Source organism: Methylobacterium terricola (assembly GCF_006151805.1).
In the GTDB taxonomy this organism is placed as follows: Bacteria; Pseudomonadota; Alphaproteobacteria; order Rhizobiales; family Beijerinckiaceae; genus Methylobacterium; species Methylobacterium terricola.
Genome location: NZ_VDDA01000005.1, coordinates 394930 through 420479 on the forward strand (window position 1 = coordinate 394930; position 25550 = coordinate 420479).

At 73.3% G+C, this 25550-nt stretch carries 2 protein-coding genes; one reads left to right on the top strand and one right to left on the bottom strand.

The window, feature by feature from the left end; genetic code table 11:
• Nucleotides 1–38: 38 nt before the first annotated feature.
• Nucleotides 39–24776 carry an Ig-like domain-containing protein gene (locus FF100_RS37060; protein WP_246102105.1) on the bottom strand — a complete coding sequence of 8246 codons (24738 nt, stop codon included), beginning with the start codon at nt 24774–24776 and terminating at the stop codon, nt 39–41.
• Nucleotides 24777–24782: 6 nt separating this feature from the next.
• Here FF100_RS37060 and FF100_RS37865 point away from each other — a divergent pair, with 6 nt between their 5' ends.
• A complete protein-coding gene (locus tag FF100_RS37865) occupies nt 24783–25007 on the top strand; it encodes a hypothetical protein (RefSeq protein ID WP_246102108.1) in 225 nt (74 codons plus the stop codon).
• The last annotated feature ends 543 nt before the right edge of the window (nt 25008–25550 follow it).

Genomic DNA, 25550 nt, shown 5'->3' on the forward strand with positions numbered 1-25550 from the left:
AGGAGCCTCGGGGATCGGGTTCGGGGAGGTGGCGGAGATCAGCGGCGTCCGGCCGCCTCGGAGGGTGACGGCGGCGGCTCGGCGAAGGCGGCGTGAAGCCGCTCCTGGCCGTGTTCGAACCGGTTCGCGAAGCCGCGCAACTTGTGGGCGAGGCCCGGCCCCGGCGCCTCGGCCGGGCCCGGCCCGGACGGCGCCGGGTCGTCGCGGAACATCCAGTCGGAGGGCGCCGCCTCGCCCTTGCGGATCAGGATCGGCTCCGAATCGGGCGTCGACGGCGGCCCGGAGGGCGCCGGCCGGGCGGGCGCCGGAGCGACCGGCTCGGGCAGGCGCTGCAGGTGGTGGACCGAGGGCAAGTCACGGACCGACGGCCAATCGACGACCGGGAGCGGTCCGGCCTCCAGGCGCCAGGCCCGGAGCGGGTCCACCATCTCCGGGGTGATCCGCAGGGTCGTGCAGAAGGGCCGGCCCTCGTGCAGGACGTCGCGCACTCCGGGCGGCGCATGGCGCGGCAGGGCATCCGCCAAGCGGAAGCCGGTGCCGTAATGGACCCGGGCGTGCTCGACGACGTAGGGCAGGATCCGCAACGTCCCGATCTCGGGGCACGGCCCGGCCGCGAGCAGGGGCACGTCCTCGACGATCCAGCCGGCGCCGAACAGCAGCCGCTCGCGGCTCGCCTCGCCGCGGTCGCGGGTGATGTTGTCGCCGACTCGGTCGCCGACTTGGACCGGGGCGATGGTGCCGCGCACCGCCGCGGTCGCGCTGCCCCCCTGCCCGTCCGACACGGTGTAGGTGAACGCCGTCGCGCCGGCGAAGCCCGGATTCGGCACGAAGAGCAGCGTGCTGTCGGCGTTGAGCGTCACCTGTCCGCCGACGACCGCGACGCTGCCCCCGGGGGCGAGGGGCCGGCCGTCGATCGCCGTGACGGTGAGCGGGCCGCCATCGGGGTCGCGGTCATTGGCCAGCACCGGGATCACCGAGGGCGCGCCGATGCTCACGAAAGCGTCGTCGGCCGCGACCGGGGCGTCTGCGACGGGGGTGATCGTGCCGAGCACCGTGCCGGTCGCAGTGCCGCCGCGTCCGTCGCTCACCGTGTAGGCGAAGCGGACGGCGCCGGTGACGTCCGGATCCGGGACGAAGACCAGCGTGCCGTCGGCGGCGAGGCGCACGAGGCCGCCGGCGACGGCGACCGCCTCCCCGGGCGCGATCGGCTGCCCGTCGATCGCCGTGAGGCTGAGCGCGTCGCCCTCGACATCGCGGTCGTTGGCCAGCACCGCGATCGTCACAGCACCGTCCTCGGCGACGACGAAGGCGTCGGTGCCAGGCACCGGGGAGTCGTTGACCGGCGCGACGCTGCCCCCGACCGCGACCGTGGCGTTGCCGCCCCTTCCGTCCGACACCGTGTAGCCGAAGGCGACCGATCCGGCGAAGTCGGCGGCCGGCGCGAAGGTGAGGGTACCGTCGGCCTCGAGCGTCACCGTGCCGCCTGCCACCGCGACCGAGCCGCCCGCGGCGATCGGCTGACCGTCGATCGCGGCGACCGTCAGCGGATCGCCGTCGGGATCGGCGTCGTTGGCGAGCACCGGCACGCGGACCGGCGTGTCCTCGATCGCCAGGAAGCCGTCGGCAGCCGGCGCCGGCGCGTCGTTCTCGGGTGAGACGCTCCCGCCGACGGTCGCGGTGGCGCTGCCTCCCTGCCCGTCCGAGACGGTATAGGTGAAGGAGACCGGTCCATCGAAGTCGGCGGCCGGCGCGAAGGTGAGCGTGCCGTCCGGGTTCAGCGTCACGCGACCACCCGCGACCGCGACCGTGCCGCCGGGAGCCACGGCCTGCCCGTCGATCGCCGTGACCGCCAGCGGATCGCCGTCCGCGTCGCGGTCGTTGGCGAGCACCGCCAGGGTCGCGGACGTGTCCTCGATCGCCGCGAGCGTGTCGGCGCCCGGCACCGGCGCATCGTTCACCGGCGTGACGAGACCGCTCACGGTCGCGGTCTCGCTGCCGCCCCGCCCGTCCGAGACGGTGTAGGCGAACGAGACCGGGCCGTTGACATCGGCGGCCGGCGCGAAGGTGAGCGTGCCGTCGGCGTTGAGCGTGACCGTCCCGCCCGCCACCGCGACCGCGGCACCCGCCGCGATCGGCTGACCGTCGATGGCGATGACCGCCAGCGGGTCCCCGTCGACATCGGCGTCGTTCGGCAGCACCGCGATGAGGATTGGGGTGTCCTCGGCCGTCGCGAAGCGGTCGGCGGTGGGGATCGGCGCGTCGTTGACCGGCGCGACCGTGCCGGTGACCGTGGCCGTGGCGCTGCCGCCCCGGCCGTCCGATACCGTATAGGTGAAGGCGACCGCGCCGTTGGCGTTCGGGGCCGGCGCGAAGGTCAGCGTGCCATCCGGGTTGAGGGTCACCGTGCCGTTCACCACCGCGACCGTGAGGCCTGGCGCGATGCCGACGCCGTCGATCGCCGTGATCGTCAGCGGGTCGCCGTCCGCGTCGCCGTCGTCGGCGAGCACGGTGATCCGCACGGGGGTCTCCTCGGTCGTCTCGAACCGGTCGGCCCCGGGGGTGGGCGCATCGTTCACCGGCGTGATGGTGCCGACGATCGTCGCCGTGGCAAAGCCGCCCCGCCCGTCGGAGACGGTGGCGCTGAAGCCGACCGGTCCGGTGACGTCCGCCGCCGGGACGAAGGTCAGGGTGCCGTCCGGATTCAGCGTCACCGTGCCGCCCGGGACCGCGACCGAGGCACCCGCGGCGATCGCCTGCCCGTCGATCGCCGTGACCGTCAGCGGGTCGCCGTCGGCGTCGCTGTCATTGGCGCGCAGGTCGAAGGTGACGGCGCCGTCCTCGGGCACGGAGAACGCGTCGTCGCCGAGCACCGGTGCGTCGTTCCGCGGCGTGATGGTGCCGGCCACGGCCGCCGTGACGCTGCCGCCCTGCCCGTCCGACACCGTGTAGGTGAAGGAGGCGGTGCCGTTGGCGTTCGGAGTGGGCACGAAGGTGAGCGTGCCGTCCGGGTTGAGGGTCACGGCACCGCTCGCCACCGCGACCGTGCCGCCGGGAGCCACCGCCTGACCGTCGATCGCCGTGATCGCCAGCGGGTCGCCGTCCGCGTCGCGGTCGTTGGCGAGAACCGCGATGGTCGCGGGCGTGTCCTCCGCCGTCGTGAACGCGTCGGCGATCGCGACGGGCGCGTCGTTGATGGGGGCGAGGAGGCCGGTGACCGCGGTGCTTGCCGTGCCGCCCTGCCCGTCCGACACGGTGTAGGTGAACGAGACCGGACCGTTGACGTCGGCGGCCGGCGCGAAGGTGAGGGTGCCGTCGGCGTTGAGCGTGACCGCGCCGCCCGCCACCCTGACCGATCCGCCCGCGGTGATCGCCTGACCGTCGATCGCCGTGACCGTCAGCAGGTCGCCGTCGGGATCGGCGTCGTTGGCGAGCACCGGCACGCGGACCGGCGTGTCCTCGGTGGTGACGAAACCGTCCGCGGCCGGCGCAGGGGCGTCGTTGACGGAGGCGATAGTGCCGGTGACGGTGGCCGTGGCGCTGCCGCCCTGCCCGTCGGACACCGTGTAGGTGAAGGAAGCGGTGCCGTTGGCGTTCGGAGTGGGCACGAAGGTGAGCGTGCCGTCCGGGTTGAGGGTCACGGCACCGCTCGCCACCGCGACCGTGCCGCCGGGAGCCACCGCCTGCCCGTCGATCGCCGTGATCGCCAGCGGATCGCCGTCCTCGTCGCGGTCGTTGCCGAGAACCGTGACGGTCGTGGGCCTGTCCTCGGTTCCGGCGAAGCTATCGGCGAGGGCGAAGGGTGCGTCCTGGACCGGCGTGACGAGGCCGCTCACCGTCGCGGTGGCGCTGCCGCCCTTCCCGTCGGAGGCGGTGTAGGCGAACGAGACCGGGCCGTTGAAATCGGCCGCCGGGGCGAAGACGAGCGCGCCGTCGGCATCGAGCGTCACCGTGCCGCCCGCCACGGCTACCGTGAGACCCGCCGCGATGGCCTGACCGTCGATGGCGATGACCGTCAGCAGGTCGCCGTCGGAATCGGCATCGTTGGCGAGCACCGGCACGCGGACCGGTGTGTCCTCGGCCGTCGTGAAGCCGTCGGCAACCAGCGCAGGGGCGTCGTTGACGGAGGCGATAGTGCCGGTGACGGTGGCCGTGGCGCTGCCGCCCTGCCCGTCCGACACCGTGTAGGTGAAGGAGGCCGCGCCGTTGGCGTTCGGAGTGGGCACGAAGGTGAGCGTGCCGTCCGGGTTGAGGGTCACGGCACCGTTCGCCACCGCGACCGTGCCGCCGGGAGCCACGGCCTGTCCGTCGATCGCCGTGATCGCCAGCGGGTCGCCGTCGACGTCGCGGTCGTTGGCGAGAACCGCGATGGTCGCCGGCGTGTCCTCCGCCGTCGTGAACGCATCGGCGATCGCGACGGGCGCGTCGTTGATGGGGGCGAGGAGGCCGGTGACCGCGGCGCTCGCCGTGCCGCCCTGCCCGTCCGACACGGTGTAGGTGAACGAGACCGGACCGTTGACGTCGGCGGCCGGCGCGAAGGTGAGGGTGCCGTCGGCGTTGAGCGTGACCGCGCCGCCCGCCACCGCGACCGACCCGCCCGCGGTGATCGCCTGACCGTCGATCGCCGTGACCGTCAGCGGGTCGCCGTCGGGATCGGCGTCGTTGGCGAGCACCGGCACGCGGACCGGTGTGTCCTCGGCCGTCGTGAAGCCGTCGGCAACCAGCGCAGGGGCGTCGTTGACGGAGGCGATAGTGCCGGTGACGGTGGCCGTGGCGCTGCCGCCCTGCCCATCCAACACCGTGTAGGTGAAGGAGGCGGTGCCGTTGGCGTTCGGAATGGGCACGAAGGTGAGCGTGCCGTCCGGGTTGAGGGTCACGGCACCGTTTGCCACCGCGACCGTGCCGCTGGGAGCCACCGCCTGCCCGTCGATCGCCGTGATCGCCAGCGGGTCGCCGTCGACGTCGCGGTCGTTGGCGAGCACCACGACGGTCGCGGGCGTATCCTCCGCCGTCGTGAAGGCGTCGGCGATCGCGACAGGGACGTCGTTCACCGGATCGACCGTCACGGTCACCGTGTAGGTGCTCGCCGCCGCCCCGTCCGACACCGCGTAGGTGAAGCTGTCCGTCCCGCTGAAATCCGGGTTCGGCACGTAGGTGAAGCGGCCGTCGGCGGTGACCGTGGCGCGGCCGTTGGCCGGGCCGGCGGCAAGCGCGTAGGCGACCGCGTCGCCCTCGGCGTCGAAGGCCGGCGGCAGGGTTCCGGAGACCGGCGCGTCCTCCCGCGTCGCCACGGTGAGCGGGGCGGCGACGGGGGCGTCGTTGACCGGCTGCACGGTGACGGTGACGGTCGCGAGGGCGGTACCGCCCTGGCCGTCGTCGACGCGGACCTGGAAGGTCTCGACGCCGCTGGCATCCGGGTTCGGCTTGTAGACGAAGGTGCCGTCCGGATCGAGGCGGACGGTGCCGCCCGCCGGCTGTGCCACCAGGGTGAAGGTCAGGGCGTCGCCGTCGAGGTCGGCCACATCGATCGCGCCGGCCACCGGCCGCTCCTCGATCGTCGTCAGGGCGAGGTCCCCTGCCGTCGGGGCGTCATTCGCCGGCACGATCAGGATCGTGGCACCGTCGACGTCCGCGAGCGGCCCGCCGGCGCCGCCGGCGCCGTCGTCCACCGTCCGCATCGTCAGCCGCACCGGATCGGTGGCGTTCGCGGGCGGGGTGAAGACCGGGGCCGAGGCCGCCAGGAAGGCGTTGAGGGCGTCGCGCGTGCCCGAGAGCGTCAGCGCGCCGGTGCCGCTGCCGGCGACCGTGACGCCGCCCGCCGGAACCGCCGTGAGCTGGCCGATCTCGACGGTCAGGGTCACCGTGAGGGTGCCGGCGCCGGCATCGACATCGGCGACCGACAGGCCGAGCAGCGGGAGCGGCGCGTCCTCCTGCCCGGTGAAGGCGGGCGGCAGCCCGTTCGCCGGCGCATCGTTCACGGGCGCCACGGTCCCGGTCACCTGCCCGACCGAGGCGACGGTGCCGTCGGAGAGGGTGTAGGCGAACTGCACCGGGCCGGCGAAGTCCGGCGCCGCCGCGAAGGCCAGCGTGCCGTCGGGGTTGAGGGTGACGGTGCCGCCCGCGACCGCGACCGCGCCGCCGGGCGCGACCGCCCGGCCGTCGATGGCGGTGACCGCGAGCGGGTCGCCGTCGACGTCGCCGTCGTTGGCGAGGACCGGGATCGCGGCGGTGCCGTCCTCCGCGACCGCGAAGGCGTCGGCGAGCGCCACCGGCGCGTCGTTGACCGGCGCCACCGTGATGGTGACGGCGGCGAGGCTGGTGCCGCCGTTCCCGTCCGAGACCCGGTAGGTGAAGCCGTCGGGACCGGCGAAGTCGGGATTCGGCGTATAGGTGAAGCGGCCGTCCGTGAGGAGCACGACGGTGCCGTGGGCCGGCGCGGTGACGAGCCCGTAAGTGAGGGGGTCGCCGTCGGGATCGGCGTCCGGCCCGGCGCCGTTATCCGCCGCGAGGCTGCCGGTGAGAACCTGGTCCTCGGCGACCGCGAAGGCGTCGTCGGCGGCGACCGGAGCCGGGTTGACGATCGTCCAGTCGACGCTGCGGATCGCGGCGGCGCCGGACGGGTCGGTGGCGGTGATCGTCACCCGGTAGGTCGCGCTGCCGCCGGCCCCCGAGGCGCCGGGCGCGACCGTGCCGGAGATCGCCCCCGTCACGGGGTCGATCGCGAGCCCCGGCGGCAGGCCCGCCGCCGCGAAGGTGAGCGCGTCGCCGTCGGCGTCGCGGAAGGCCGCGCCCGCCGCGAGGGCGACCGTCTCCCCGTCGGCGTTCCGGCGCGGCGCGAAGGCGTCGGCGTCCGGCGCGTCGTTCGCCCCGTCCACCCGCACGGTGAGCAAAGCCGTCGCGCGGCCGCCGGCGCCGTCCGAGACGGTGTAGCCGACGCTCGTCGCCCGCGACGCGCCCGCCGGGAGGTCGGCGAAGTCCGCGCCCGGATCGAAGGTGAAGCCGCCATCCGCCCCGATGGTGAAGGTGCCGCCGGCCGAGCCCGCGACGGCGGCGCCGACGCCACCCGCGGGCGCGCCCACGCCCACCACCGTCAGGACGTCGCCGTCGACGTCGGTGTCGCGGCCCGCCGGCCCTGAGATCCCCGTTCCCAGGATGACGTTGCCGGTGACGACGGCATCCTGGCCCGTCGCCGCGGTGTCGTCGGCCGCGAGGGGGGCGTCGTTGACCGGGGTCACCGTGCCGGTGACGAGCGCGGTCGCCGTGCCGCCGTTCCCGTCCGTCAGCGTGTAGGTGAAGGAGACCGGGCCGTCGACATCGGGGGCCGGGGTGAACAGCAGGGTGCCGTCCGCCTGCAGCGCGACCGAGCCGGTGCCGATGTCGACGCTGCCGCCGGGGAGGATCGCGACGCCGCCGATCTGGGTCACCGCAAGGGGATCGCCGTCGGCATCGGTGTCGTTGGCGAGCACCCGGATCGTGACAGACCCATCCTCGGGCGTGACGAAGGCGTCGGCCGCGGCGGCCGGTGCGTCGTTGACCGCCGCGACCGCGACGGTGACCGTGTAGGTCACGGCCGTGGTGCCGTCGCTGACCGTGTAGGTGAAGCTGTCGGGCCCGGCATAGTCCGGCGCCGGGGTGTAGGTGAAGGTGCCGGTCGGGTCGATCGCGACCGTGCCGTTCGCCGGTCCCGTCGCGAGGGCGTAGGTCAGGGCATCGCCGTCGATGTCGGTGGCAATCGGCAGGCGGCCGCTCGCCGGATTGTCCTCGACCGCCGCGAGGGCCGCGTTTCCTCCGACGGGCGCGTCGTTGGCGCCCGTGACCGTGACGGTGAGGACCGCGGTCGCGGTGCCGCCCTGGCCGTCCGAGACCGTGTAGTCGATGCTCGAGCTGCGGGTGATCCCGGCCGGCAGGTCGTCGAACTCGGCGCCGGGCACGAAGTCGAACGTGCCGTCGGCGCGGATCGTGAACAGGCCGCCGGCCGAGCCGGCGCGCGGGGCGCCGATTCCGGCACCGGCGCCGTCGACCGCGACGACGCTCAAGGCGTCGCCGTCCGGGTCGCGGTCGGGGCCGGCGCCGTTGTCCGCGAGGACCGAGCCGGCGACCGGCGCGCCCTGGACCGTCGCGACGGCGTCGGCCTCGGCCACCGGGGCCGGGTTGGCGATCCGCAGGACGACGGTCCGGGTCGCCGTGGCGCCGGAGGGGTCTCGCGCCGTCACCGCGACGGCGTAGACACCGCCGTTGATCTGCGAGGCGGAGGCATCGACGGTGCCGGCGATCACCCCGGTGGCGGGATCGATCGCGAGCCCGGCCGGCAGGCCGGCGGCGGCGAAGAGCAGGGCGTCGCCGTCGATGTCGGCAAAGAAGCCTGCGACGTCGAGGCGGACGGGCTCGCCGTCCGCGAAGGCCCGGTCGGGGATCGGCGCGGCGACCGGCGCGTCGTTGACCGGCGCCACGGTGACCGTCACCGCGTAGGTCACGGTGCTGCGGCCGTCGCTCACCGTGTAGGTGAAGCGGTCGGTGCCGGTGAAGTCGGGGTCCGGCGTGTAGGTGAAGGTGCCTCCGGCGCTGACCGCGACGGTGCCGTTCGCGGGCTGATCGCCCTCGGCGTAGACGAGAGCGTCGCCGTCGGCGTCGGTCGCACCCGGCAGGGCTCCGGCCAGGGTCCCGTCCTCCGCGGTCGCGACCGCGAGGTCGGCGGCGGCCGGCGCGTCGTTGGCGCCCGCGACCGTGACGGTGAGCGTCGCCGTCGCGGTGGCCCCGGACGGATCGGCGGCCGTGTAGGTGACGCGGGTCGCGCGGGTCTCGCCCTGCTGCAGGTCCTGGAAGGCCGCGCCGGGATCGAAGTCGTAGGTGCCGTCCGGCCGGATCGTGAAGGTGCCGCCGGCCGAGCCCGCCACGGCGGTCCCGACACCGGACGGCAATCCTGCGACCGCCACGACCGTGAGCGCATCGCCCTCGGGATCGCGGTCGTTGGCCAGCACCGAGGCGCCGCCGAGGATCGGCGCGTCCTCCCCCGTCGCCGCCGCGTCGTCGGCCGCCACCGGCGCGGTGTTGACCGGCACCACCGCGACCGTCGCGACGGCCGCCTGCGAAACGTTGCCGGCGGTATCGGCCACGCTGAAGGTCAGGGTGCGCGCCCCGGGCGTCGGCGCCTCGCTCAGATTCTCGTAGCGGATCGCCGCCACGAGCGAGCGCAGGGTGCCGGCGGGCAAAGGCGTGCCGGCGCCGGCGGCGTTGAGGAGCGTGAGGGTGCCGTTGCCGTCATAAGCATAGGCCAGCAGGCTGGCGCCGAAGGCGATCGTGCCGCTCGCGGCCGCGTCGCGCCGGATGTCGACGGCGCCGTTGAGGTGCAGGATCTCGCTCGCCGCGTCGGCCGCCTCGCCGCCGAGCACGATCCGCACCCCGGAGGCATCGTCCTCGGCATCCGCCAGGCTCACGCCCGGCGCCACCGCGACGGGGCCGCCGCCCTCGACGAAGACGGCGACGGCGCCGAGGCCCGGCGTCGCCGGGTCGAGGTCGATCACCGGGGCGTCGTCGACCGCGACGACCGTGAGGCTCACGGCGGCATCCGCCATGGCGCCGTCGGCATCGACGATGCCGTAGGTGATGACGGTCGTGCCGTTGAAGTTCGCGGCCGGCGCGAAGGTGAGGGTGCCGTCGGCGTTGAGCGTCACCGTGCCGTCGGCGACGGCCACCGTCCCGCCCGGCGCGATCGGCCGGCCCTCGACCATGGCGATGCGGAGCGCGTCGCCGTCGGGATCGGCATCGGCGCCCGCAGGACCGCTCGTCGTGCCGAGGCCGGAGACCGGATCGAAGGTGACCGGGACGTCCTCGGTCGTCGTGACGGTGTCGTTGACCGCGACGGGGGCCGGGTTGGTTACGGTGAAGACGAAGCTCGCCTGGGCCGGCGCGGCGCGGCCGTCGGACGCCGTGACCGTGACCGTGTAGGCGCCGCCCCGCGACGCGGACGCGTCGAGGGTGCCGGAGATGACGCCTGCCGGGCTGATGGTCAGGCCGGGGGGCAGGCCGGCCGCCGTGAAGGCGAGGGCGTCGCCGTCGGCGTCGGTGAAGAAGTCCGAGACGTCGAACGCCACGGGCTGGCCGTCCGCCCGGACGCGGTCGGGAATCGTGCCCGCGACCGGCGCGTCGTTGACCGGGGCGACCACGATCGCCACCGTCGCGGTGTCGGTGCCGCCGTTGCCGTCGTCGATCGTGTAGGTGAAGGATTCGGTGCCGTTGAAGTCCGGGTTCGGCGTGAAACGCAGGACCGGGCGCCCGGCGGTCCCGGCGACGAGCTGCACGGTGCCGTTGCTCGTCGCGACAGCGGGACCGCCGACGACCAGCGCGACGTTCTCGACGCGGATCACCACGTTGGTGTCGCCGTCCGGATCGACGTCGTTGGACAGGACATCGACGAGGACCGGGACGTCCTCGACCGCATTGATCACGGTGTCGTTCTGGGCCTGCGGCGTCAGGTTGTTCACCGTGTAGGTGAACTGGCTCGACGCCCGGGCGCCCTGGGAATCCTCGGCCGTGACGGTGATCAGGTAGTCGCGGGTGCCCGTCGGTCCCGAGGCGTCGGGGGCGATCGTGCCCGAGATGACGCCGCCCGCCGTGATGGCGAGCCCCGGCGGCAGGCCGGTCGCGAAGAAGGTGAGCCGCTCGCCCTCGGGATCGCGGAAATCGCCCGAGACGTCGATCGTGAGCGTGTCGCCGTCGTTGCGCACGGCGTCGGCGATCGGCGCCGTCGCGATCGGCGCGTCGTTCACCGCGGCGACCGAGACGTTGACGATCGCGGTCGAGAGGCCGCCCTGGCCGTCGCTGACCCGGTACACCACCGTGTCGACGCCGCTGTAATCGACGTTCGGCGTGTAGCGCAGGGTGCCGTTCGGGTTGATCGCGACCGTGCCGTTAGCCGCCACCGGGGCGAAGGCGGGATCGACGAACAGGGCGTCGCCGTCCGGGTCGACGTCGTTGCCGACGACGTCGATGTCGATGCTCGTATCCTCCGGGATCGTGACGGCGTCGTTGACGCCGACCGGCGCCGGGTTGGTGACCGTGACGACGAAGCTCGTCGCGGTGGTCGAGGCGCCGTCCGACGCGGTGACGGTGACGGTGTAGACGCCGTCGCCGGCGGGCCCGCCCTGGCTGGCGTCGCGGGCGATCGTGCCGATGATCGCACCGGTCGCCGGATCGATGGCGAGGCCCGGCGGCAGGCCGGCGGCGGCGAAGGCGAGCGTGTCGCCCTCGGCATCGGCGAAGAACGGCGCGAGGACGAGGGCTTGCGGACCCAGCGCATCGCCGTCGGCGCGGATGAAGGCCGGGATCGCCGCGGCGGCGGGCGCGTCGTTCGCGCCCGTGACCACCACCGTCAGGGTCGCCGTGTCGGCGCCGCCGTCGGTGTCCTGGAGCGCGTAGACGACGCTGGTCGCGCGCGTCTCCCCGGCCCGGAGGTCGGCGAAGTCCGGCCCTGCGGTGAAGGTGAAGCGGCCATTGGCCGCGACCGTGAAGAGGCCGCCCGCCGAGCCCCGCACGGTCGCGGGCGCGTCGGGCGCGACCGCCACCCCGTCGACGCCGGTGACCGTCAGCGGGTCGCCGTCATTATCCTCGTCGTTCTCGAGCACGTCGCCCGACGCCGCCCCCGCGCGCTCCAGCACCGTGTCGGAGAAGCCCTTGGGCGGGATGTTGGCGATGAACCAGGTGAAAGACCGGCTCGTGCTCAGGTTCCCGTCGGAGGCGGTGACCGTGACGCGATAGACGCCGCCATTCTGGCTCGAGGCGTTCCCGTCGATCTCGCCCGACACGATGCCGGTGAGAGGATCGATGGTGAGGCCCTGCGGCAGGCCGGTCGCCGCGAAGCTGAGGCGATCGCCCTCCCGGTCCGAGAAGTAGACCGAGAAGTCCTGAACTTCGTCGAGCGCGAGCACCTGGCCGTCGGTGTCGATCCGATCGGCGATCGGGGCCGCGACCGGGGCGTCGTTCACCGGGGCGACCGTGACCCTGACGCTCGCGCTGGCAAAGCCGCCGTTGCCGTCGGCGATCGTGTAGACGATCGTGTCGGTGCCGTTGAAGTCCGGGGCTGGCGTGTAGACGAGCGCGCCGCCGTCGATCGCGACGGTGCCGGCGCCCGCGGAGGCCGCCACGATGGCCAACGGGTCGGCGTCCGCATCGATGTCGTTGGCCAGCACCGCGATGCGGACCGGTACGTCCTCGGGGGTGGTCGCGGCGTCGTCGACGGCGACCGGCGCCGGGTTGGTCACCGTCAGGGTGAAGGCCTGGCTCTGGGACTGGCCGCCCGGATCGGTCGCCGTCACGGTGACCGCGTAGATTCCGCCGCCGACCTGGCTCGCGCCGCTCGCGATGGTGCCGGAGAGGAAGCCCGTCGCCGGGTCGAGGCTGAGCCCCTGCGGCAGGCCGGTCGCCGCGAAGGTGAGCGGGTCGCCGTCGGGGTCGCGGAAGAAGTCGGCGAGGTCGTAGGTGAAGGTCTGGCCGTCGGCCCGCACGCGGTCGGGGACCGGGGTGACGATCCGGGGCGCGTCGTTCACCGGCGTGACCGTCACCAGCGCCGTCGCAGTGTCTCGGCCGCCGTTGTTGTCGATGATGGTGTAGGTGAAGGATTCCTGGCCGGTGAAGTCCGGGTTGGGCGTGAAGCGCAGCACCTCGGTCTCGGCACCGTCGAGGATGAGCTGCACGCTGCCGTTGGCGGTGGCCACCGCCGGGCCGTTGAGCACCAGCACGACGTTGTTGACCGCGATCACCCGCTCGGAATCGCCGTCCGGGTCGGTGTCGTTGCTCAGGATCGGGATGATGACGGGCGTGTCCTCGGCCGTCGTCGCCACGTCGTCGCGCGCCAGCGGCGGCAGGTTGAGCACCGTATAGGCAAAGCTCACGCTGCTCGCCGCGCCGCTCGCGTCCCGGGCCGACACGGTCACCGGGTAGGTCAGGGTCCCGGTCGGGCCCGAGGCGTCGGCCGACAGCCGGCCGGTGATGCGTCCGGTCGCCGGGTCGAGGCTGAGCCCCGGCGGCAGCCCCGTCGCCGCGAAGGTGAGCACCTCGCCCTCCGGGTCGCTGAAGAACGCGCCCGTGTCGATCGCGTCGACGTCGCCGTCATTGCGGATGCGGTCGGCGATCGGGGCCGTGCCGGGCGCGTCGTTGACCGCCGCCACCGTCACGCTCACCGTGGCGCTCGCGGTGCCGCCGTTGCCGTCCGAGATCGTGTAGACGATCGTGTCGACCCCGTTGAAGTTCGGGTTCGGCGCGTAGGTGAGCGCCCCGTCCTGGCCCAGCGTCACCGTGCCGTGGCCGGCGCTGGCGGCGATCACCCGCAGCGGGTCGCCGTCCGGATCGGAATCCGGCGCGCCGCCGCCGGCGCTGCCGTCGAGCACGTTGAGGGTGACGGGCGTGTCCTCGAGGGTGCCGGCGGCGTCGTTGCGCGCGACCGGGGCCGGGTTGGTCACCACCACTGCGTAGCTGTCGGTCGCGATCCCGCCCTGCCCGTCCGCGGCGGTGACGACCACCGTGTAGGTGCCGTTGCCGTTCGGACCGCGCTGGCTGGCGTCGCGGTCGATGATGCCCGCGACGAGGCCGTCCGGCGAGATCGTCAGGCCCGGCGGCAGGCCGGTCGCCGTGAAGGTCAGGCGGTCGCCGTCGATATCGGCGAAATACGCGGCGGCGTCGAAGCTGACCGCCTGCCCGTCGGTGCGCATCCGGTCCGGCAGGGGCGTCGTCGCCACCGGGGCGTCGTTGGCCGGCGTCACGGCGACGACGACGTCGTACTCGGCGAGCCCCCCGCGGCCGTCGTCGACGACGTAGCTGAAGCGGTCGGTGCCGTTGAAATCGGGCGCCGGCCGGTAGGTGAAGGTGCCGTCCGGGGCGATCGTCACGGTGCCGCTCGCCGGGCTCGTGCTGCCGGGCGCGTAGGTGACCGTGTCGCCGTCGGCGTCGAAGGCGGCCGGCAGCGTGCCCGTCAGCGCCGTGTCCTCGCCGGTGGCGGAGGTGGCATCCGCGGCGACCGGCGGGTCGTTGACCGGGGCGATGAGGCCGGTGACCGCGGCGCTCGCCGTGCCGCCCTGCCCGTCCGATACCGTGTAGGAGAACGAGACCGGGCCGTTCGCGTCGGCTCCCGGCACGAAGGTCAGGGTGCCGTCGGGGTTGAGCGTGACGCGGCCGCCCGCGACCGCGACTGTGCCGCCGGGGACGATGCCGGTGCCGTCGATCGCCGTGATCGTCAGCTGGTCGCCGTCGCGGTCGCCGTCATTCGCCAGCACCGCGATCGTGACGGGGGTGTCCTCGGTGCCGGCGAAGCTGTCGGCGAGCGCCGTCGGGGTGTCCTCGACCGGCGTCACCAGGCCGGTGATGGTGGCGCTGTCGCTGCCGCCGTTGCCGTCCGAGAGCGAGTAGGTGAACGAGACCGGGCCGTTGAAATCGGCCTGCGGCACGAAGGTGAGGGTGCCGTCGGCGTTCAGCGTCACCGCGCCGCCGGCGACCACGATGGTGCCGCCCGGCGCGATGAAGGCGCCGTTGATCTGGATCAGGCCGAGGGCGTCGCCGTCGACGTCGCTGTCGTTGGCCCGCACGTCGAAGGTGACGGCGCCGTCCTCCGTCACGGTGATGCTGTCGTCGCCGAGCACCGGCGCGTCGTTGACCGGGGCGAGGGCGCCGGTGACGGTCGCCGTCGCGGTGCCGCCGCGCCCGTCCGCAACGGTGTAGGTGAACGAGACCGGGCCGTTGAAGTTCAAGGCCGGCACGAAGGCCAGGGTCCCGTCGGGGTTCAGGGTCACGGCGCCGCCCGTCACCGCGACCGTGCCGCCCGGCGCGATGCCGGTGCCGTCGATGGCCGCGATGGTCAGCGGGTCGCCGTCGGCGTCGCGGTCGTTCGCCAGCACCGCGATCAGCGCGGGCGTGTCCTCGGTGCCGGCGAAGCTGTCGGCGAGCGCCACCGGCGCGTCCTGGACCGGCGTCACCACCCCGCTCACCGTCGCGCTGGCGCTGCCGCCCTGCCCGTCCGAGACCGTGTAGGTGAACGAGACCGGGCCGTTGAAGTCGGGCCGAGGCACGAAGCCGAGCGTGCCGTCGGGGTTGAGCGTGACCGCGCCCCCCGCCACCGCGACCGTCGTGCCGGCGGTGATCGCCTGACCATCGATGGCGGTGATCGTCAGCGGGTCGGCGTCGACGTCCGCATCGTTCGCCAGCACGGCGAGGGCCGCCGGCGTGTCCTCCGCAGTGACGAAGGCGTCGGCGGCCGGCACCGGGGCGTCGTTGACCGGCGTGACGGTGCCGGTGACCGTGGCCGTGGCGATGCCGCCCTGCCCGTCCGAGACGGTGTAGGTGAACGACACCGCGCCGTTGGCGTCCGGGGCTGGCGTGAAGGTCAGCGTGCCGTCGCCGTTCAGGGTCACGGCGCCGTTCGCCACCGCGACTGTGACGCCCGGCGCGATGGCCTGCCCGTCGATCGCCGTGACCGTCAGCGGAGACCCCTCGGCATCGGTGTCGTTGAGGCGCGGATCGACGGTGACCGGCTGGTCCTCGCGGGTCGCGATCCCGTCGCCCCGCGCGACCGGCGCGTCGTTGGTGCCGGTCACGATCACGGTCGCGGTCCCGGTGGCGGTGCCGCCCTGGCCGTCGGAGAGCGTGTAGGTCGCCCGCGTCGCCCGGGTCTCACCCGCCGCGAGGTCGAGGAAGTCGGTGCCGGGCGCGAAGCCGAAGCGGCCATCCTGGGCGATCGTGAAGCGGCCGCCCGCCGAGCCCGCGACCGGCACGCCGACGAGGCCGGCGGCGCCATTGACGGCCGCGACCGCCAGGGCGTCGCCGTCCGGGTCGAGATCCGGGCCGGCGCCGTTATCCGCCAGCACGGAGCCGCCGACCGGCGTGTTCTGGTCGGTCGCGAAGGAATCGTCCCGGGCGACCGGCGCCGGGTTCGCCACCGCGAGGGCGAAGGTGCGGCTGGTGGCGAGCCCGAGGCGGTCGGTGGCGGTGACCGTGACCGCGTAGGGGCTGCCGGCGCTGGCGCCGGCCGAGAGGGTGCCGCTGACGAGGCCCGTCGCGGGATCGATGGTCAGGCCCGCCGGCAGGCCGGTTGCGGTGAAGCGCAACGCGTCGCCGGAATCGGGATCGGCGAAGCTGCCGGCGAGGGCCAGCGCGAAGGCGGCGCCGTCCTGGGCGGCCTGGTCCGGAATCGGTGCCGAGACCGGCGCGTCGTTGCGGCCGGTGACCGTGACGGTGAAGCTCGCATCCGACACCGCCCCCGAGGGGTCGGCGATCCGGTAGGTGACGGAGGTGGCGCGGGTCTGACCCTCGGCGAGGTCGGCGAAGGCGCCGGCCGGGTCGAAGGTCGCGCTGCCGTCGGCGGCGACGACGAAGCGGCCGCCGGCCGATCCCGCCACGAGGGCACCGACCTGCCCGGCCGCCCCGTTCACCGCGACGATTCCGAGCCGGTCGCCGTCCGCGTCGGCATCGTTGGCGAGCAGGCTCGCGGCGACCGGGGTGTTCGCGTCGGTGGCGGCGGCATCGGGCGCGGCGACCGGCGGGTCGTTGACCGGCGCGACCGACACCGTGACCGTGTACTCGCGGGTGACCGTGCCGTCGTCGACCGTGTAGGTGAAGCTGTCGAGGCCGCTGGCATTCGCCTCCGGCACGTACTGGAAGGTGCCGTCCGGACGGATATCGACCCGGCCGTTCGCCGGCTGGCGGCTGCCCGGCCCATAGGTCACGGCGTCACCATCGACGTCGCTCGCAGCCGGCAGCCGGCCCTGGAGCGGCGTGTCCTCCGCCGTCGCGACGGCGGCATCCGCCGCCACCGGGGCGTCGTTGACCGGCGTCACCGTGATGGTGCGGGTGTCCGTGTCGGTGAGCGCGCCGCCCGCGCCGGTATTGCCGCGGTCGTCCGTCACCATCGTCAGGGTGACGGGGCCGTTGAAATCGGGTGTCGGCGCGAAGAACGGGGCGGACGGACCCGCCAGGAAGGCGTCGATCGCCGCGACGGTGCCGGTGAGGACGAGGCGGCCGCTGCCCGAACCCGCGACCGCGACCTCGGCGGTTCCGGTCGCCGCCAGGGTGCCGCGGTCGACCAAGAGCGTGACGCTGACGGCGCCCTGTCCGGCATCGACGTCGGCGATCGCCAGGCCGGTGAGTTGCGCGGGCGCGTCCTCGGCCGTGCCGAAGGCCGCCGGCAGGGTGTTGACCGGCGCGTCGTTCACCGGGGTGACGGTGAGCGTCAGCGTGTTCGGGGTCGGGTCGGTGTCCTGGCCGCCATTGGCGACCCCGCCATTGTCGCGCACCCGGACGGTGAAGGCCGTGACGCCGCTCACATCCGCGACCGGCGTGAAGGTGAGGAGTCCGAGATTGGCGGCGGTGATCACTTGGCCCGCCGCGACCGCGACGCCGCCGAGCGCCAGGGTGCCGCCCGCCGGCAGCGTGTCGACGATCACCGCCTCGAGGGCGTTGGCCGGGTCGTCGGCGGGATCGGTGAGGCCGAAATCGGCGGCCGAGAAGGTGTAGGTCGTGTCTTCGGCCAGCGTCACGCTGCGGTCGGCGCCCGCGGGCGCGTCGTTCACCGGCGTGATCAGGATCGTCGCGGTGTCGATGTCGGTCAGCGCCATGCCGCCGGTATTGCCGTTGTCGCTGGTCGCCATCGTCAGCGTGACGCTGGCGGTGGCGTTGGCGGCGGGGATGAAGACCGGGGCCGAGGGCCCGGAGAGATAGGCGTTGAGGCCTGCGATCGTCCCGTCGAGGGTGAGCGTGCCGGTGCCCGCGCCCGCGACCGCGACGCCCGCCGTTGGGGCGGCGGTGAGCGTGCCCGAATCCACGCTCAGGCTGATGCGGACGATCCCGGTGCCGGCATCGGAATCGGCGACCGCGAGGCCGGCGAGGACGAGGCCGGTATCCTCGCGTGTCGCGAACGCGGTCGGCAGGGTGTTGACCGGCGGGGTGTTGATCTCCGCGACCGCGACCCGGACCGTCCCGGTCTCGGTGACGCCGCCCGCGCTCACCGTGTAGGTGAAGGTCGACATCCCGTTGAAGTCGGTCGCCGGGCCGAAGACCAGCACGCCCTGCGGTGTCAGCGTGACGGTGCCGTTCTCGACCGCGACGGCCGGGCCGCCTGCGGCGATGGCGGTGCCGTTCACCGCCGTGACGGTGCGGCCGACATCCTCGAAGGTGTCGTTGGCGAAGACCGGGATCGCGACCGGCGCATCCTCGTCGGTCACCGCCGTATCGTCGGCGATGTCGGCGACCGGCGCCACGGTGAGCGCCACCGCGCCGCTCGCGGCGAGTGCCCCGTCGGAGACCTGGAGCGTGAGCTGGGCCGGGCCGTTAGTGTCCGGGTTCGGCGCGTAGGACGCACCGTCGAGAGCCGCGTTGATCGCCGCCGCCGTGCCGCTGAAGGTCGCTGCGGCATCCGCCGTGCCGTCGCCGGCGGCGAAGGTCAGGCCCGTCGTCCCAGAGAGCGAGAACGTGCCGCCGGTGACCGCGATCGAGACGGTGAGGGTGCCGCTGTCGACGTCGGCCACCGTGAGGGCGTTGCCGCCGGCGGTCGAGAAGACCCGCGCGGTGTCCTCCGCCGTGACTTGTGCCCCCGGGACGGTGACGACCGGGGCGTCGTTCACCGGCGTGACGGTCACCGTCACGGTCGCGGTCTCGGTCACCCCGCCCGCGCTCACCGTGTAGGTGAAGCTCGTGACGCCGGTGAAGTCCGGCGGCGGCGCATAGACGATCGTGCCGTCGGCCGAGGCGGCGACGCTGCCCTGGCCGGCGGGCGGCTGGGTCACGGCGGTCAAGGTCCGGTTCGGATCGGAGAATCCGTCGGCGGTGGCGCCGTTCGTGCCGAGGATCAGGTTCGCGCCGAGTGCCGTGTCCTCGCGCGTCGTCAGGGTGTCGGCCGTGATGTCGGCGACCGGCGTCACCTGGATGGCGATCGTGTCGGTGTCGGTCGCGATGCCGTCGCTCGTCGCGAGGGTGAGCCCGGCGGCGCCGTTGAAGTCGGGCGTGTCCCGATAGGTCAGGCCGGCGAGCGCCGCGTTGATCTGCGCCGCGCTGCCCGAGATGACAATGCTCGCGCCGCCGTTGCCGGTGATCGTCGCCCCACCGCCCGCCGCGACCGTCGCCGTCCCGCCCGTGACGGTGAGCGTGGTGGTGAGCGCGTCGCCGTCGACATCCGCCACGCGGACTGAGCTGCCGTTGACGAAGGCGAGCGACGCGTCCTCGGCCACGACCTGGGCGCCCGGTACGGTGTTGACCGGTGCGTCGTTGACCGGGGTGACGGTGACGGCGACCGTGGCGGTCTCGGTCACGCCACCGGAGGTCACCGTGTAGGTGAAGCTCGTCGCGCCGGTGAAGTCGGCTGCCGGCGCGTAGGTCAGCGTGCCGTCGGCGTTGAGCCGCACCGTGCCGGTGCCCACCGCGACCGCCGTCCCCCCGGGGCTGATGGCGGTACCGTTGACGGCGGTGATGGTGCGGGCGGGGTTCTCGAAGCTGTCGTTGGCCAGCACCGCCAGGGTGGCCGGCGTGTCCTCGGGCGTGCTCGCCGAGTCGCCCGAGATGTCGGCCACCGGCGCGATGACGATGGTGCTGGTGTCGGTGTCGGTGAGCGGACCGCCGGTGCCGGTATTGCCGCCGTCGTTCGTCGTCATCGTCAGCGTGACGGCGCCGTTGGCGTCGGCGACCGGGGTGAAGACGGGAGCGGCGGCGGAGGCGAGATAGGCGTTGAGCGCCGCCTGCGTGCCGGTGAGCGTCAGGCTGGCGCTGCCTGAGCCGGCGACGGCGACGCCGGCTCCGGCCGTGGCCGCGAGCGTGCCGCTGGTCACGCCGAGGGTGACGCTGAGCGCGCCGGTCCCGGCATCGACGTCGGACACGCTCAGGCCGGTGAGCGCCAGGGGTGAGTCCTCGCTCGCCGCGAACGAGGCCGGCAGCCCGTTCACCGGCGCGTCGTTGACCGCCACCACGTTCACGCTCGCCTGCGCCGCCGCCGAGCTCAGGAGCCCGTCATTGACGCTCACCGCCACGATCCGCGGCAGCGTCGGCGGGTTCTCCGAGGTCGAGGCGAACCGCACCGCCGCCAGGGCCGCCTGATAGCTCGCCAGGCTCGCCTGGCCCGACAAGGTCAGCGTGAAGCTGCCCGCGTCGTAGCTCGCGCTCACCCCCGCCGGCAGGCCTGCCGCCGTGAGCAGGTCGCCGGCCTGGCCGTTGGTGATCGTCACGGTGGCCGAGGCCAGGGTGGGGCTGTCGACGTCCTGGATCAGCACGTCGGTATCGGCGATCGGCACCCCGGCGCCGTTCTCGGTGTAGGTGGCGGAGAAGCCGGTGCCGGGACCGGAGGCGTCGAGGTCGAGGACCGGGGCGTCGTCGACGGGCAGGACCGTGATCGTGCTGGTGTCGGTGTCGGCGAGTGCGCCGCCCGCGCCGGTATTGCCGGCATCGGAGGTGGTCAGCGTCAGCGCGACGGTGCCGTTCAGGTTGGCGGCCGGGGTGAAGACGGGAGCGGCGGCCGACGCCAGATAGGCGTTGAGCGCCGCCTGCGTGCCGGTGAGCGTGAGGGACGCCGTGCCCGAGCCGGTCACGGCGACGCCGCCGGAGGCGGCCGCGCTGAGGCTGCCGGCGCCCGCGCCGACACTGAGAGTGAGGCTGAGCGCGCCGGTCCCGGCATCGACGTCGGACACGGCGAGGCCGGTCAGCGCCAGCGGGGTGTCCTCGTTGGTGGTGAAGCTCGCCGGCAGGGTGTTGACCGGCGCGTCGTTGACCGGCGCCAGGGTGATGAGGGTGGTGTCGGTGTCGGTCAGCGCACCGCCGGCGCCGGTATTGCCGTTGTCGGAGGTGGCGAGCGTCAGGGCGACGGTGCCGTTGAGGTTGGCGGCCGGGCTGAAGACGGGAGCGGCAGCCGAGGCCAGGTAGGCGTTGAGCGCCGGCAGCGCGCCGGTCAGCGTCAGGCTGGTGGTCCCTGAGCCCGCGACGGTGACGCCGCCGGAGGCGGTGGCGCTGAGGCTGCCGGTGCCCGCGCCGACGCTGAGGGTGAGGCTGAGCGGGCCGGTCCCGGCATCGACGTCGGACACGGCGAGGCCGGTGAGCGCCAGCGGCGTATCCTCGGTGCCGGTGTAGCCGGCCGGCAGGGTGTTGACGGGTGCGTCGTTGACCGGGGTGACGGTGACGGCGACCGTGGCGGTCTCGGTCACGCCACCGGAGGTCACCGTGTAGGTGAAGCTCGTCGCGCCGGTGAAGTCGGGTGCCGGCGCGTAGGTCAGCGTGCCGTCGGCGTTGAGCCGCACCGTGCCGTTGCCCACCGCGACCGCCGTCCCCCCGGGGCTGATGGCGGTACCGTTGACGGCCGTGATGGTGCGGGCGGGGTTCTCGAAGCTGTCGTTGGCCAGCACCGCCAGGGTGATCGGCGTGTCCTCGGGCGTGCTCGCCGCATCGTCGGCGATGTCGGCCACCGGCGCGATGACGATGGTGCTGGTGTCGGTGTCGGTGAGCGGACCGCCGGTGCCGGTATTGCCGCCGTCGTTCGTCGTCATCGTCAGCGTGACGGCGCCGTTGAAGTCGGCCGGGCTCTGGGTGAACACGGGAGCGGCGGCGGAGGCGAGATAGGCGTTGAGCGCCGCCTGCGTGCCGGTGAGCGTGAGCGAGGCCGTGCCCGAGCCGGCGACGGCGACGCCGGCTCCGGCCGTGGCCGCGAGCGTGCCGCTGGTGACGCCCAGGGTGACGCTGAGCGCGCCGGTCCCGGCATCGACGTCGGACACGCTCAAGCCGGTGAGCGCCAGGGCCGTGTCCTCGCTCGCCGCGAACGAGGCCGGCAGCCCGTTCACCGGCGCGTCGTCGACCGGGACGACGGTGATCGTCGTGGTGGCGGTGTTGGAATTCAGGCCGCCGTCGTTGACGGTCACCGCGACGTTGCGCGCCGTCGCCAAGGGGGTGTCGGAGGTCGACGAGAACTGGATCTGCCGCAGGGCGGTGGCGTAGGCCGCCGGCGACGCGGCGCCGCTGAGCGTGATCGTGACCTGGCCCGCGACGCTCGTATCCGAGACTGCGGTGATCCCCGCCGGGGGGGCGCCGACGAAGGCCAGGACGTCGCCGGCCTGGGCGTTGGTCAGGACGACCGTCGCCGCCCGCAGCAGAGTGCTGTCGGGATCGGCGATCGACGCCGCGGCGGCGGCGATCGCCACGCCGGGGGCGTTCTCGGTGTAGCTCGTCGCGTAGTTCCGGGCGCCCGCCGCGAAGGTGTTGACCCGCACGGTATCGACGAAGATGTCGTCGCCGGAGGTGCCGGCATTGTACGAGAACGTGAGCGCGCCGCTGTCGGCGACGCTCGTCGGCAGGTTGACGGTGATGTCGGTGGCCGTCCACGCCTGGTAGGTCGAGGCGGCGACGGTGGCCGGACCGCCGCTCGCCCCGTTGAGGTAGGCGATGGTCGCCGTGGTGGCGGCGCCGCTGGAGATGCCCGTGGTGATCCGGGCGTAGACGACACCGCCGACCGAGACGTCGAGCACCGCCGGCGCGGCGGTATCGGGCGTCGAGTTGTTCCAGCCGAAGCCGAAGACGAGCTGCGCGGTGCCGTTCGAGGACGGACCGTTGCGCAGGCCGGTGAGCCCGGTCTGCGTCAGCGTGCCCGCGCTCCGGTCGGCATCCCAGTACACGCCGCCGCCGCCGACGGTGGCGGTGTAGCTGGTGCTGCCGGAGGTCGTCCACGGCGCGAGGCTGCCGGTGAAGGTGCCGTTCTGGACGATGTTGGCCGCCGCGTCCGCGGCGACCGCCGAGTTGAGGTCGACCACCGGCGGGCGCGCCGCGTAGCCGAAATCGATGCCCTGGTCGCTGGCGCCGATGGCGGTGAGCGTGACGCTGCGGGTGGCGCCACCGGTGGTCGAGGCGGCGGTGCCGAGGATGCCGTTCGTATCGGTGACCCGCACGATGTAGCGGCCGGGCAGCACGCCGCCGAACTGGTAGGTGCCCTCGGAATCGGTGGTGTCCGTCGCCAGGATGCGCTCGCCCGCATCGACCACGCCGTCGCCGTCGACGTCGTCGACGAGCTGCACGGTGACGTTGGCAAAGCCGGTATCGCCCGCCGTCACGCTGCCGCTGGCGTCGCGGTCGGCGAAGACCCGGTCGCCGATCGCCCCGGTCGCCGGGACCCAGGTCGCCGCGTCGGCGACGCCGCCGAGCGCCGTGGTGCCGTCCGTGGTGATGGGGATCGCCGCGCCGATCGCCGCGCCGGTGACCGGGTTGATCTGCTGGACGACCGTGCCGACGACGTAGGTGTTGCCCAGGATGTCGCCGCCGCCCTGGATGGCATTGGCGCTCGCCGGGTTCGTGACGGTGTTGATGACGAGGCCGTCGGCGAGGTTGTACCGGGTGATCGTCGTGCCGCTCAGGCTCAGCAGGACGCCGGTGCCGCCGTTGCCGGTCGGGTCGGCGGCAAAGTCGCCCCAGTCGTTCGTCACGGTGATCGGGACGCCGAAGGTCGCGGCGGTCGCGACGGTCCGTCCGTTATTGGCGAAGGTGATCCGGTAGATCTGGTCCGAGGCGCCGGTGACGTTCTCGACGCCGAGATAGAGAGCATTGTTGACGAAGGCCGCAGCCCCGCTGCCGACGCCGGTCGTGGTGCCGACCACGATGCTCGCCCCGGCCCCGTTGTTGGTCAGGTCCGAGTCGATGACGATGTGCTGGTTGTTGACGTAGTCGTAGGCGAACAGCGCGCGGTTCGTGGCCGCCGACGCGCTGTCGGCATAGTAGATCAGGCCGTTGCCCTGGTCGATCGCGACAGAGTTCGCGGTTCCGCCGAAGGCGATGCCGCCGATCGTCGCCGGGATCGTGGTGACCAGGGTCGCCCGGCCGGTCGTCACGTCGATGCTGTAGAGGCCGGCGCCGACGGCCGCGACGATCGCGCCGCGCCCGGTCGTGACCGTCGTGGCGAGGAGGCCCGCATAGGCGTCGCGCCCCGCCTCGGTGACGGCGAGCGCCGTCTCGACCGAGCCGGTGCGGTACTCGAGGTCCCAGTCGCCGCCGAGCGCAGCGGCGCCGGTCGGGTCGGTCGAGGCGGCGACGTCGGCCCCGGTCGCCTCGGCGAGGAGCGCCGCCACGCGGGCGCCGTCCGCGCCGCCCGCGAAGTCGCAGCCGTAGATCAGCAGGTCGGCGCCGTCGGCGAGCGCGCCGCGCATCACCGCCAGGTCATCGGCATAGCGCCCGGCGATCGAGTCCCCGTCGAGCGTCGCGGTGCCGATCCGCAGGGAGGCGGTGTCTCCGTGCGACAGGATGTGGACCGCCGTGATGTTGCTGCGCCCGCGCAGGGCTTCGGCGATCTGGTCGAGGCCGTCGCGCTCGCCGTCGATCACCACGACCTCGACGTCCGGCGCCAGGGTCCGCAGCAGGGTATCGCGGTCCGCGACCCGGCCGTCGACGAACACGACCTCGCCCCCGTCCGCGGGGCTCCCGGCGACGTCGACGATCTCGGCTCCCGTCAACCGCGCAAGCCAGCCGGCGCCGGACGCGCCCGCCGGCCCGGCGGCGAAGCCCTCGGCATCCACGGCGATGCGCGCGTCGTCGGCCAGCGTCGCGCCGACGCGCATCAGGTCGCCCTTCTGGGAGTCGCTCAGCCCGTTGAGGTCGATCGCGCCGGAGCCGAGGACGAGGCGTCCCTCCTGGCCTTCCGACACGATGGTGAGGGAGGCGACGTCCGTCCGGCCGCGCAGGTAGGCGGCGATCTGCGCGAGTCCGTCCTCGCCCTGGAAAAGCCTCAGCACCTCGGTGCCCGGCTCCCTTCCCTTCCCGCTCTCCGGCGCACCGTCCCGCGACGGATCGATCACGACGAGATGGATGCCGGACGCTGCCGGTTCGGCTACCGGAACCGGATGCGCGGCGCCCCCGCCCGCGTCGGGCTCGGCGGCCGGACCGTCATGCCCTGCGAGGTCTCCCGCCGCCTGCCCGTCGTCAGCCTGCTGCGCGACGGCCGCCGCCGCCGCGGCACCGGCCGCGTCGAACAGCACGCGATCCTCGAGCCGCAGCAGACCCGTCGCACCACTTCCACGCTGCCCTGATCGATGAGACACGCATGGCCCCCCTGCGTCTTGACGCGCCGGCGTGCGATCTCTCCAATCAACTTCAGATTGAGGTCACGCGCAATTCACCCACAACCTACAGAGGCACGCCCGAGCTGGAAAGGGGCTTGGGAGGGTAGAGATTATGCAATTTTGCAACATATTTGATATATAAATATTATCAAATGATATAATAAGTTGATATCACCAATCAATGACAATGCAACATGATCAATAAAAATCTGATAAAACACTATTGCTATTTTTGATATCGAAATTTTTTACATGATATACGATTATTTTTCGTTGAACTTCCCATGTCTGCGCAGCTTGTGGGCAGAATGGTCGTTCAATGGCAAGCATCAGGTTTCCGAGTGTGCCTGGCTCCAATTGGAAAAACACAACCTGTGGTTTTCGCTGCGGAATGGGACGCTGCCGCCTCGACGAGTGTCGGTGGGATACGGGTCGTCACAGGGACATCGACCAACGATACGGCACGAAATAAGCCGAATGGACTAGGCCGATCGATCGGCGCCCCTTGAG

Excerpts from the sequence above, each read along its gene's own strand:
- FF100_RS37865 (WP_246102108.1), top strand. The coding sequence starts at position 24,783 with ATGGATGCCGGACGCTGCCGGTTCGGCTACCGGAACCGGATGCGCGGC.